The 12,813-nt window shown below is 39.2% G+C and carries 11 protein-coding genes; 4 read left to right on the top strand and 7 right to left on the bottom strand.

Annotated elements, in window-relative coordinates:
* Positions 1 to 57: 57 nt before the first annotated feature.
* On the bottom strand, positions 58 to 1,416 hold the full coding sequence (locus MKX65_RS19800) for a S8 family peptidase (RefSeq protein WP_340905241.1): 1,359 nt from the start codon (positions 1,414 to 1,416) through the stop codon (positions 58 to 60).
* A 149-nt stretch (positions 1,417 to 1,565) separates the two neighbouring features.
* Between MKX65_RS19800 and MKX65_RS19795 the strand changes: the two genes are divergently transcribed.
* Entirely contained in the window at positions 1,566 to 1,817 is a 252-nt protein-coding gene (locus MKX65_RS19795; protein WP_340905240.1) for a sigma-G-dependent sporulation-specific acid-soluble spore protein CsgA, read from the top strand.
* Between the two features lie 23 nt (positions 1,818 to 1,840).
* Here the strand turns inward: MKX65_RS19795 and MKX65_RS19790 are convergent, their stop codons facing one another.
* Positions 1,841 to 2,614: a TraR/DksA C4-type zinc finger protein gene (locus tag MKX65_RS19790; protein WP_340905239.1), complete on the bottom strand. Its 774-nt coding sequence runs from the start codon at positions 2,612 to 2,614 to the stop codon at positions 1,841 to 1,843.
* A gap of 161 nt (positions 2,615 to 2,775) precedes the next feature.
* Between MKX65_RS19790 and MKX65_RS19785 the strand changes: the two genes are divergently transcribed.
* The 3 genes from MKX65_RS19785 (at position 2,776) to MKX65_RS19775 (ending at position 7,988) form a co-directional block, all read left to right on the top strand.
* The gene (locus MKX65_RS19785) at positions 2,776 to 4,860 is read left to right on the top strand and encodes a penicillin-binding transpeptidase domain-containing protein (protein WP_160546197.1); all 2,085 of its coding nucleotides are present in this window, start codon (positions 2,776 to 2,778) and stop codon (positions 4,858 to 4,860) included.
* A 156-nt stretch (positions 4,861 to 5,016) separates the two neighbouring features.
* Positions 5,017 to 7,194: a malate synthase G gene (locus MKX65_RS19780; RefSeq protein WP_340905238.1), complete on the top strand. Its 2,178-nt coding sequence runs from the start codon at positions 5,017 to 5,019 to the stop codon at positions 7,192 to 7,194.
* 29 nt (positions 7,195 to 7,223) lie between these two features.
* Positions 7,224 to 7,988, top strand: coding sequence for an IclR family transcriptional regulator (locus tag MKX65_RS19775; RefSeq protein ID WP_340905237.1), 765 nt, complete (start codon positions 7,224 to 7,226; stop codon positions 7,986 to 7,988).
* Positions 7,989 to 8,363: 375 nt separating this feature from the next.
* Here the strand turns inward: MKX65_RS19775 and MKX65_RS19770 are convergent, their stop codons facing one another.
* From MKX65_RS19770 to MKX65_RS19750, 5 genes are all read right to left on the bottom strand, one after another.
* Positions 8,364 to 8,897 (bottom strand): YceI family protein, encoded by a 534-nt coding sequence (locus tag MKX65_RS19770; RefSeq protein ID WP_340905236.1) that lies wholly within the window; start codon positions 8,895 to 8,897, stop codon positions 8,364 to 8,366.
* 134 nt (positions 8,898 to 9,031) lie between these two features.
* Positions 9,032 to 9,871, bottom strand: a complete 840-nt coding sequence (locus tag MKX65_RS19765; RefSeq protein ID WP_340905234.1) for a metallophosphoesterase — start codon at positions 9,869 to 9,871, stop codon at positions 9,032 to 9,034.
* Between the two features lie 196 nt (positions 9,872 to 10,067).
* Positions 10,068 to 11,183: an IS4 family transposase gene (locus tag MKX65_RS19760; RefSeq protein WP_340902901.1), complete on the bottom strand. Its 1,116-nt coding sequence runs from the start codon at positions 11,181 to 11,183 to the stop codon at positions 10,068 to 10,070.
* 354 nt (positions 11,184 to 11,537) lie between these two features.
* Positions 11,538 to 11,681 carry a hypothetical protein gene (locus MKX65_RS19755; RefSeq protein ID WP_340905233.1) on the bottom strand — a complete coding sequence of 48 codons (144 nt, stop codon included), beginning with the start codon at positions 11,679 to 11,681 and terminating at the stop codon, positions 11,538 to 11,540.
* Positions 11,682 to 11,780: 99 nt separating this feature from the next.
* A complete protein-coding gene (locus MKX65_RS19750; RefSeq protein WP_340905232.1) occupies positions 11,781 to 12,632 on the bottom strand; it encodes a TetR/AcrR family transcriptional regulator in 852 nt (283 codons plus the stop codon).
* Positions 12,633 to 12,813 lie beyond the last annotated feature (181 nt).

Below are 12,813 nucleotides of genomic sequence, written 5' to 3'. Positions count from 1 at the left end.
CCATATCGATTTGTATTAAACTCGAAGAAAGACCCTCAGGGATTGAGGGTCTTAATCTTATTTTTGTTTAGCCGCAGCCAATGCCCTATTCACATCAATTAATCCTTCTCCAAAGTATTCATCTTTCCCAACTTCTCCAATGTCATAGCTGGAAGAACGAATAATGTCCATAACTTCCTTATTGGATAAAGTCGGATTGGTTGATAAAATTAACCCAGCTAATCCTGTCACATGAGGAGACGCCATGGATGTCCCGGAAAGGGCAGCATATTGGTTTTGGAAATAGGTGCTTGGAATATCAACACCTGGTGCGGCTACATCGATATAATTTCCATAGTTTGAGAAAGAGGCGCGTTCTCCTGAATAACCAATCGCAGATACGCTTAGTACTTGATCAAAGGCTGCAGGGTAACTTGGTTGGTTCGTATTGTCATTACCTGAGGCTGCAATAAGAACGACCCCTTTATCGTATGCATATTGAATGGCTTCTTTTAATACGGTAGCCGGTTGATAATTGCCTAAGCTTAAATTAATTACATCGGCTCCATGGTCTGTGGCCCAGACAATGCCTTTTGCAATATCGAACGTATAACCATAACCGTCCTTCGCTAATGTTTTTACGGGCATAATTTGATTGTACCATGTGATTCCAGCCACTCCTTCGTGATTATTTGTCTCAGAAGCGATGATGCCTGCAACATGTGTCCCATGACCATTATCGTCATCTGGGGTAGCCTTTTCATCGATCGCGTTGTAGCCTTCTACCAACTTATGTTTTAAATCCGGATGATCCAAATCGACCCCCGTATCCACAACTGCAATGACGACATTTTTATCTCCCTTTGAAATATCCCACCCTTTTTCTGTTTCGATAACGGGAAGATTCCATTGGTACTGCTCTTGATAATAAGTGTCATTTGGGGCAACGGTTTCATTTTGTAAAAGAATGAAGTTAGGTTCGGCATACTCCACTTCCTCTAACCCACGGAAGTATAGGAGCATTTGGTGTGTCGTTTTTGAATTAGAACGGAACATGTAAAGGTTGGCTAATTTTTCACTTCTATTTGCGTCAATCTCTTTGTTAATTTGCGCAAGCCGTTCATCGCTAATTTCAGTTTTAAATTTAACGGTTGCTTCGTGCTCGTAGTAGTGACTTTGATCGTCTTCATTATGGTTAATAATTTGAACTTCTGAATGATGATTAAGTTTTGAAACTAAGCGGTTGTTGGATGGATCGTTATTTAGATGCAAGAGTCTAGAAGTTGGTTCTTGAGAAGGTTCAACATTCACTTTTCGCATATCTATCGTATTTCGATCGAGCGTTCTTATTTCTCGATCGGGCATCATTCGAGCAACCCCTATAATCAACAACAAGGCTAATCCAATAAGCATAAGCGGTCTTGTTCTTCGAAACATCCTTCTCACCTCATCGTTTATTTCCTACTATTAGGATGTTCAGTCACCCGCCTAGTATTGATGGTAATTTTAAGGAAACAAGAATCATACATAAATCTCGAGGAAAACAGCAAAAATGTACGTATGTGCCAGATAAAGGAGGGAAACGAATGAACAAACCATTAGCGTATTTAAGAGAAATTTTATCGAATTATACGGATCGATCTGACACAGCTGAATTCATATTCAACAAGATAGAGCAAGGGCATTTTTCAAGTGAAGAAAGCTTTGCTCGAAGCTTATCTGATGAAGAAAATAATTTTTTAAACAGTATTTTACCGGAAGAAATTCAGCATGCGAACAATGAAGATGATGATACTCGTGCTAAGCAATTAAACGAAGTGTTTGAACAACTCTTTTAACAAGGGGAAAAAGGACAATGAAATCATTGTCCTTTTTTATCTCTCTCTAGAGCTTCTTCCGTATAAGGGTCATGCTCAACGGCCGGAAGATCACCAAAGGTTGTCATAATGCCTTCTTCGTCGAGTTCCTCTTCATACTTTTCATGTTGCTTATTTGGGTAGACAGTTACATGCTTTCCGGTAATATCAACACCGACAAAGTTTTCGTAATCTTCCACATAGCCAACATTTTCTTTAGGTTCAATATACATGTCATTATAATGATCCACTTGCTCCACGATATCGGAAGGGCTCTCAGACGTCCCGTAGCTTGCCACGTCCTGCCAAGAATCTTCCGCATCATACGAGACATTTTCATCGGTCTCATCCATATCAAATTTTCCGAAAGGAGGCATTAATACACCCTCTTCAATCGGTCTTTCGTGAGAAGTCACTTTATCTGGAGTATGCTCTATACAATAAAGTGTATTGGGAAGAGCTTCTAAACGTTCCACTGGGATCTCTTTATGACATACCACACATGTACCATATGTTCCGTTTTTGATGGCTTCTATAGCTTCAAGAGTATTACGATATTCCAATCGAAAATGTTCGTTAAGGGCGAGATCTTTTTCTCGTTCATATAATTCGGTTCCAGCATCACCAGGGTGGTTGTCGTAAACAGAAAGTTCACTTACCGAATCGGAAAGACTTCGCTGCAAATTGAAATGATCATTGTTTTCAAATTCCTCTTCTATCTGTGCTTTACGGTCTTCTAACGTTTGCTTAAATTGCTGTAGTTGTTGACTTGATAGCATCTCAACCAATCCTTTCGCTGGTCTGGTACAAGTTTTAGTATTTACTGATACATGTAGGAACATAAAAGGTAAAATGTGCTTAGAAAAAAATGTCGAATCGTCTCCTAGTTCTCCCGAAAAGTTTGATATAATTAGTTGGGTATGGAAGGGAGAATTGAAAATTGGGAAATAGGGAATTACTAAAAAAGAATTTAAAAAGTAGATCATTTCGGTTAAACCTACTGTTCTTTGTTATATTTTGTCTATTTACACTTCTCATTATCCGTTTAGGATTAGTACAAATCGTATTCGGGGAATCATATAGTAAAGAAGTTTCAAGACTTGATGCAACGGTTGTGAGTTTGCCAGCACCACGGGGCAAAATGTATGATCGACATGGACAAGTAATTGTCGATAATGAAGGAATGGATGCTGTCGCCTTTTCAGAAGAACCAGGCATGACAACTGAAGATAAAATCGAAGTAACACGAAAACTTGCAAAACTATTAAGCTTAGAAAAAGAGAGTTATAAAGAAAGAGATTTAAAAGATTACTGGTTAGCGGCTTATCCAGATGATGCGGAAAAGCTTTTAAAAGAAAAAGAACTTTCGCTTACAGGGAAAGAACAATATGCCCTGCAAATTGAACGTGTTCCTGAAAAAGCTGTGAAAGAAATAGAAGAAAAAGAGCTTGAGGAAGCCATTATTTACAAGCGCATGACAAGTGGCTATATGTATGAAATCCAAACGATTAAATCTGAGGGTCTCACTCTTGAAGAGATGGCAACCGTCTCAGAAAATCTCAGCTATCTTCCGGGTGTAGAAATTATTACAGATTGGAATCGTATTTACCCATATGGTGAAATGTTAAAGCCGGTTTTAGGCAGCGTAACAACAGCCAAACAGGGAATATTAGAAGAAAGAAGCAATTATTACTTGTCTAGAGGCTACTCGCGTAATGATCGGGTGGGGAAAAGCTATCTAGAGTACCAATACGAAGAATTGCTACATCCGAATAAAGGTCAAAAGAAATACGTAACCGACCGAAGTGGAAATGTGGTTGATGAAGTAATCGTTTCTGAAGGATCAAGAGGAATGGATTTACGCTTAAGCATTAATGCAGACTTACAAAAGGAAGTCGAAAAGATTCTAGAAGAAGAAATTCGAGATGCAAAAGCAGGAAAAGGGAATCACCTCCTTGACCGAGCGTTCGTCGTTATGATGCACCCGTATACTGGTGAAGTGTATAGCATTGCTGGAAAAATGGTGAATCAGGAAAATAAGAGTGAGCTACTCGATTACTCTGTTGGAGCTTTTGCGAGTCAGTATGAAATGGGATCGACAGTCAAAGGAGCAACCGTTCTCGCTGGATATCAAACAGGAGCCATTAAGCATGGTTCATACTTCTACGATTCACCGATCCTTCTAAAAGGGGCAAAACCAAAGTCGTCATGGAAAAACTTTGGAAGCTTGAATGACTTAAAAGCGCTAGAAGTATCCAGTAACGTGTACATGTTCCACACCGTTATGAAAATGGCAGGCGTAAATTATGTGGCGAATTCTCCTATATCCGTTCAACAAGAGGATTACACAAGATTAAGAAACATTTATAAGCAATTCGGTCTCGGTGTGTCAACAGGAGTGGACCTTCCAAACGAAGCAACAGGATTCCAAGGAGTTCCGGATAACCCAGGATTGCTACTCGACATGGCCATCGGTCAGTACGATACGTATACACCGCTTCAAATGGCGCAATACGTCTCAGCGATTGCAAATGGCGGTATGCGTGTGAAGCCTCATCTTGTGGCGAGTGTCCATGAACCTATTAGTGAACAAGGATTAGGGCCAGTCGTTCAGAACATCAAGACGGAAGTATTAAATCGTGTATTAAACACGGATGAAGATTTGGCTCGTGTTCGTGAAGGGTTTTACCGTGTGGTTAATGGGTCGAATGGTACGGCGAAAGGCTCATTCACGATGGACGTATCAGGGAAAACAGGAACGGCACAAACCTATTATTATGGACCGGACCGTTCGAAGTGGGGACAAGCAACCTATAACCTGACATTTGTTGGTTACTATCCATCTGAGAATCCTAAAGTAGCGTTCTCCGTCGTTGTTCCATGGGCGTCGAATGACAAACACCCAGTAAACAAACACATTGCTAACCGTGTGGTTGAAGCGTTCATTAAATATGAAGAACAACGAGCGATAGAAATTCCTACAGATGTTGAGGGTGAAGAAGCCTTGTTAACGGAAGCGCAATAAAATGGTGAGAAACCTAGATTCGGTTGGATCTAGGTTTTTTGTCTTTGAAAAAAATGTTTGAATAATCTTGCAATGGTGTGTTAGGATAAAATTATACAAAATAACAAACAGCGTTGCGTAATAAGAAACAGTCTATTTTCAAAGGGAGGAAAGAGAATGTCTATTTATGTAACAAAGGGGAAGTTAAAGATTGCAGCAGGGCTTTATCATTTCATCCAAAAGGAAGCGTTGCCACAAACACAGGTCGATGAAGAATCCTTTTGGGAGGGGCTTTCAGAACTGGTCCATGATTTAACACCGAAGAATGAAGCGCTTTTAAGAAAAAGAGATGAACTTCAACAGCAAATCAATACATTCCATAAACAACAAGCATCCTTCACACCTGAGTCCTACAAAAACTTCTTAACGGAGATCGGTTATTTAGAACAAGAAGTACCTGATTTTGAAGTAACAACAGAAAATGTGGATGAAGAAATTAGCCTTCAAGCAGGTCCTCAGCTTGTTGTTCCAGTTGATAATGCCCGATATGCACTAAATGCGGCCAATGCAAGATGGGGAAGTTTGTATGACGCCCTTTATGGAACGGATGTTATTAGTGAGGAAGGTGGAGCATCAAAAGCAGGAGCTTATAATTCTATCCGTGGAGAAAAAGTAATCTCTTTTGCAAAGCAATTTTTAGATCAAACGGCTCCTCTTCAGGAAGGTTCCCATTCAGTCGTAACCAATTATCATATTCAAGAAGGCCAGTTAATCATGACCTTAACAAATGGAACCAAGACACAGCTAAAGAACCAACAGCAATTCGTCGGATACCAAGGTGGAACCGAAAATCCATCAGCAATCTTGTTGAAAAATAACGACCTCCACTTTGAAATCCAGATGGATCGACAGTCACACATAGGAGCGTCAGATGTGGCTGGTGTAAAAGATATTGTCATGGAATCGGCCTTAACCACCATTATGGACTGCGAAGATTCCGTTGCCGCAGTAGATGCAGAGGATAAAGTACGTGTGTACCGAAATTGGCTAGGATTAATGAGAGGGGACTTAACCGCCACCTTCCAAAAAGGATCGACTACAATCACGCGGAGCCTACAATCTGACCGAGAGTACATGAATCCAACAGGAAATTCATTCACATTAAAAGGTCGTTCCCTTATGTTTGTTAGAAATGTCGGTCATTTAATGACGACCAACGCCCTATTAGATCAAGCAGGAAATGAAGTGCCAGAAGGGATCATGGATGCCGTGATCACCAGCTTAATTGCGAAGCACTCTCTTTTAGGAAATGGCTCCTACCAAAATTCCTCTAAGGGCTCTATCTATATTGTAAAACCAAAAATGCATGGGTCTGAGGAAGTCGCTTTTGCCAATGAATTATTCAATCGAGTGGAGGACTTAATCGATGTTCCGAGGAACACGATAAAGATTGGGGTAATGGATGAAGAAAGACGTACGAGTCTCAATTTGAAGAATTGCATACATGAAGTAAAGGAACGAATTGTGTTTATCAATACCGGCTTCCTTGACCGTACGGGAGATGAAATTCATACCTCCATGGAAGCTGGACCGATGATACGAAAAAATGAGATGAAAACATCCACCTGGCTTCAAGCCTATGAAAAGTCCAATGTGGCAACAGGACTATCTGCGGGTCTTCAAGGAAAAGCGCAAATTGGAAAAGGAATGTGGGCAATGCCGGACTTGATGGCTGAGATGATGAAACAAAAAATCGGGCATTTGAATGCAGGTGCAAACACAGCATGGGTGCCGTCACCGACGGCCGCCACTCTGCATGCTCTTCATTATCATCAAGTCCATGTAGGTTCAGTTCAAGATGAGCTGAAGCAAAAACTAGAAAGCTATAAAGATGATATTTTAAGCATTCCAGTGGCAACAGATAGAAGCTGGAGTAAAGAAGAGATTCAAGCAGAGCTAGACAATAATGCACAAGGGATACTAGGATATGTAGTGCGTTGGGTCGAGCAAGGGGTCGGCTGTTCTAAAGTGCCAGATATCCATCATATTGGTCTAATGGAAGACCGAGCAACCTTGCGCATTTCAAGTCAACATATGGCCAACTGGCTACATCATGGAATTTGTACAGAGGAACAGGTAGTAGAAACCATGAAGCGGATGGCAAAAGTAGTGGACGAACAAAATGGCGGAGATGGAAATTACCGGCCAATGTCTGAAAGATACGAAGACTCCGTTGCCTTCCAAGCAGCATGTGAGTTAGTGTTTAAAGGATACGACCAGCCGAGCGGGTACACTGAACCCATTTTACATCGTCGAAGAATCGAAGCAAAAAGAAAATTTGCCCATCAAAAATAATCAACCGATCAGGGCGTGAGGTGAAGAAAATGGAAAGAGAAAATATGGTCAAATCGGTGAGTCGCGCCCTTGATATTATTACGCTTGTTTCTATGAAAAAAGAAGGTCTTGGCGTAACAGAAATCGCCAATCAGATGGATATTAATAAAAGTTCCGTCTACCGTATTCTAACGACGTTGGCGCAATACGGGTATATTGAGCAAGATGCTGATAGTGGTCGTTACCGGCTGGGTTATACCTTTTTGGATATTAGCTCCAAGCTTTTAGATTCCATCGATATCCGAACAGAAGCAAAGCCATACTTACAAGAGCTAGGAAAGGTGACTCATGAGGTGATCCACTTAGTGGTTTATGATCATGATGAAGTCGTTTATATTGAAAAATTTGAAGGTACAGAAACACTTCGTATGCACTCAAAGGTGGGAAGACGAGCACCTATGCACTGTACAGGAGTAGGGAAAGCCATTTTAGCCTACTTACCGACTAGCACCACTGAGGAGATTATTGAACGAAAAGGCTTACCTGTTCATACAAAATATACGATTACCGATCGTGCCAATTTTCTATCTGAATTAGAAGCAGTTAACCAAAGAGGGTATGCTTTAGATTTACAGGAAAATGAAGTGGGCATCACGTGCATTGCCGTTCCCATCTTTGACCATGTGGGGAATGCAGTGGCAGCGTTAAGTGTATCGGGTCCAACGATTCGAATGACGGACGAACGTATGGAAGAATTGAAACCACATGTTCTTGAAACAGGATTAAACATTTCAAGACGGTTAGGATATCGATAAAGTTGAGCTCCAGGAAACGTTACAATCGAGTAACTAGCAAAAGCCAAATAAGCGGAGATTTTCCGGTTAGATGCAAAGTGAAGCCTCATTTGGGGGTATATAAGGGGAGGTTTTCCGCTTAAGCAAAGAAAAATCTCTCATTTTCGAATTTTTCGAGCCAATAGGCGGAATCTCTCCGCCTATTTCAGCTTTTTTACATAATAATTTCTAATTAAGCGGAATTTCTCCGTCTATTTCTCAGCTAAGCTAGGGTGCTTAACCTTATCCACCAACCGAGGATTTCGTGGAAACTCTAATAAATAAAGAAAAGACGTATGCCAATTCATACGTCTTTTCCTATGTCTTTTAATAAGAAAGTGAAAGTAACAGTAAGTATTACTCAGCTTTTGCTGCCTCTAGAGAAATAGAAAACTTCACTTTATCTCCAACAAGAACTCCACCTGTTTCAAGAGCAGCGTTCCAAGTTAGACCGTAATCACTGCGGTTTACTGTACCTTCTGCACTGAAACCAACCTTTTCATTACCCCAAGGATCTTTGCCTTGACCTTCGAAAGTGACAACAAAAGTTTCAGATTTTGTTACGCCGTGAAGAGTAAGGTCTCCAGTTACGTTGTACTCATCTTTGTCTTTTCTTTCGATTGAAGTAGATTTGAAAGTCATAGTTGGATAGTTTTCCACATCAAAGAAATCAGCAGAACGAAGGTGGTTGTCACGATCTTCGTTACGAGTATCAATGCTTGCTACATCTACGTTAAACACGATGTTAGCAGTTGTTAAGTCAGTTGGATCTGCTTCAATTTCTGCGTCGAACTTATGGAATGCACCATTTGTTTTAGCGATCATCATATGTTTGATTGAAAAATCTACGTTGCTGTGTGCTGTGTCAACTGCCCATTTTGCTTTTGTCATTTTAATATACCTCCAATAGTTTTCTTTCAGTTCATATATCTTGAATTAAATATATTTTATTTCGAAGTAATTATATGATAGGGATCAAACCTTTGTCAATAAATAAATTTTCAAAAAAATAAAAACAGTTTGCGCTACGAACGCAAACTGTTTTTAGTAAAAGTAATATCAATCAAAAGGATCTCTGAACGGCTCCCAATCCGGAGCGGAGGACCCCAAAAGCCAAAGCCTGAGGAGACAAATGTATGAAGTTGACTTTTCTTCAAATAGCCCCAATCAAGCTCGAAAATTCTTTTAGTAATCAAGTGGTTCGGTGCCATCTGTCTACGATGAGTATGTCCAGACAACATTAAATAATCGGCTCCGTTCTCTGCTGCTTGAACGAGTTCTAGTGGCTGGTGATCCATAATAAAGATGGGTTTTGTATCATCTAAATTATCAAGCAGGTTTTCAATGTGTTTACGGTTACGATCGGTCTTATCTTTTCTCCCCACAAGCTGTATGCCGCCTTCAAGAACAACTGTTTCGTCCATTAAGATAGGAATTCCAATCCGCTGCATTTCTTCTACATACAGGGGAATTCCGCCACCATAATATTCATGATTTCCTAACACCCCGTATACACCATATGTAGCTGAAAGGTTTTCCATAATGGAACCTGGTAAAAGAATCAGATCGGGCTGTAGTGAATTTACTTCTTGAACCAATCGATTCGCGTGAGTTTTACCGGATAAATGGCCAAAGTGCATATCGGAGGCCATGACGACACGAATAGAAGAAAATGACGCTTCTTTATCTATTTCAATAGAATGCTTCCGTATCACAGGATTATAGGCGTTAAATGTACCAAGGCCCAAAATACCGGTCATCACCAAAAGGACAACGGTACCAATCCAAAAAATAACTTTGTCAGGTGAAAAACCAGCAAAAATAAAGAGCCAACCGATAAAATCAGCAATCGGAAGAAGCAACAAAGTGTATTGAATAATTCCGAACCAATAAGAACCTATATATTTGAGAACACTAGTGTTGCATAAATAGTGTCATAATTTTCAGTTTACTCACCTTCCCTGTTTAGAGGCAAAAAAGTAAATACCCAATCAAAGGTGGCCCTATCCATTTGGAAATTTATTTACAATTAGACTTTTGCAACGACGACAATTTGCATATTTAAGGGATGGCTTTTCCTTCAATCTTTCGAAGCCAAACATTCGCTGGTTTCCACAATGCAGCCCTTAGATAACGGCTAATCTGTAAGGTTTTTCGCTTGCTTCTGGTCTCGATTTGTACGAGAACATGTAGGCAAAAAACAATTAGTGCGATAAATACTTGATTTTGAATCGCCCATTCGCTTTGACCGTAGAACTTTTTGATGCTGAGATGTTGTTTGATCCATTTAAAAAACAGCTCAATGGCCCACCGTGATTTATACATTTCTGAAATTTCTTCGGCGCTTAAATCAAAACGATTTGTAATTAAATGAAGTTCATTTCCTTTTGAGTCAATCACTTTTAGAAGCCGAAAGTAATTTTCAGCACGGTTTTGAGTCGTACCTATCAACACCATTTGGTCTGATAAAACAGCTGTATCCTTGGGTAGCTTAAAATCGTATACGTTCCGTATGACTGCATTTTTGCGTAGCCGTGAAAGAAAGAAGTAGCTATCATCAGTCATGCGATCAAAGCGCTCGTAGTCTAGATAACCACGGTCAAACACATACATGCATTCCTTGTCATCCACCATGATTTCAAGCTGACCACGGTCATGTTCTTTTGCCGTTGTCATAACGGCCTTTTCAGGATAGGATATACCCTTTTCCATAAACACAAGGCGCAAATGTAACTTTACACCTGCTTTTGTTTTGCGGAATTTAGCCCATTTATGATTGGTCAAATTAAGTGGCAATGTGCTTGAATCAATGATTTTTAACGGCATCACGAGTTTCGTGTAATGCGTTTTGGCATGAATTTGTGACACTAAATCAAGGAAAAGCCTTTGAAATAGATCAGGGTTTATGCCGTTTAACCGCCGTGACAACTGAGAAATACTAATAGAATCAAGGTCTATCCCTTTTTGAAGCTGGTCATCGAAAAGACAATCACCCAGCGCATGCAGACTTTCAATTTCTTGTAGCTGCGCAAAAAGTAGTAATTTTAGAAATGACTCTGTCGTTAATTTTTTCGTATAGTAATCTAATTTCATCGTTTTCACGTTTTCTTCAAATAATTGAAGATTTATAGGTGAAAACCATTGTCCAAATGAAGTTTTTCGTGTAATCTGGTCCATGTGATGGTCCTTTTTTAGTGGATTTGGACGGGTTACCACCTGACTAATCCATTATAAAGGACTTTTTCTTTGCACAAAATAATAATATTGAACATTTTGAGTATTTTTAATAGTGAATTTAAATTAATGCAACACTAGTGATTTGAGAACTAATAATTTTTTAAAAAATCTCGCTAGAACATAGCTGTAGGATAATAGAAAAATAACAGCAACAACGATTCCGAAAATTTCTATAGAAAAAGTGGACTGTAACCACAGATGTACATTCCAACTGATATAAAAGGTGAAGACGCTATATAAAATAATCGTTAGGACAAGCCTACTGTACATGGCTGTTTTCAAAGTATTCTACTCCTATTCAAGTGTGACAAGGCGCTTACAAAGTGAAGCCTGGATTCCTTGTTTTTGCAGCTTTTCAACAATTTGCGCACTCGTTAATCGTTTACTTATTATCATCGTTTCACGAACTGCCTGTTTTACTACCTCATTTAGCTTCATCTTTACCCCTCATTTCATATGACTATATGGTCAGTATAAGTATATCTTTTAAATGACTAACTGGTCAAACTGGGTAAAAAATGTTCAATCTCTGAACGTTTATTTTCTTGAATAATATTCTGAAATGAGATTTTTATAGTGATCTAGGCTAGGATAACCACTGAAGTTTGATAGCATTCCTTGAATGACAGGAGCTCGTGGCTTTTCTTTTTCAAGTTCCTCTTTTAATACTTGAAAAGTGACTAGCAGTTCGTCTTCTCCTATTTTATCTATCTCTTCTTCTAAGTTTTTTAATACATTTGATAACGATGGCTGATCAGACGAAAGGAAGAAATGGATGATTTCTTCGACTTTGTCGTTTGTTAAGAAGGGACTGTCCTCATAAATATCCTTCACTATACTATCTGTTCTTTTAAGAATAAACTCAGTAACCTGTTTGATATTAAAATCAGGGGAAGAAAATAATAAAACCCCCATATACGATTTAATCATGCCTTCAAGGATGATCGTTATGTCCCATGAGTACGGTTCAATGTCCGGACCGTAAATATCAATAATGCTTTGGCGATAGTGTTGATGAGAGTCCATTTGCTTCCCTAGTAACAAATGTTTAATGGTTTCATTTCTCGGAATCGCTTGCTCTTTTGTGAGCATAATAAGAAAGTCTCTATGCGTAAGAAAATGTGAATATAATGCCATCTGTTGAGAAATAAACTTTTCTCTAGGACTTTGTGAGCTTGTTATTACTTCTGAGAAAGCTTGCTCTATCATCTCAAAATGGTATTGTAAAATAGCTAATAGTAAGTCATCTTTTGATTTAAAGTGTAAATAAAAGGCTCCTTTTGATATTCCACTTTCTGTTGCGATTTCTTGGATAGATGTGGTTGAAAATCCTTTACTAGCAAAAAGCCTCATGCTCACTTCGATAATTTGCCTGTCTTTTTCGTTCATAGTAAACCCCCGTTAAAACAAGTTCCGATATTAATTGTCATTTTTTATTAGAAAATTTGAATCTTTATTTATAGTAGTCCGTATTAACACATTGTGAGTACAAACAAGTTGACGACTGACCGATCAGTCAGTTATATTGTTATAGTGATGACTATCTGGTCATTCATTAGTTTAATTATAA

The sequence above is a fragment of the Robertmurraya sp. FSL R5-0851 genome (genome assembly GCF_038002965.1).
Classification (GTDB): Bacteria; Bacillota; Bacilli; order Bacillales; family Cytobacillaceae; genus Robertmurraya_A; species Robertmurraya_A beringensis.
Note: the sequence above shows the minus strand (reverse complement) of the source record. Positions and strands in the feature narration are given on the sequence as shown.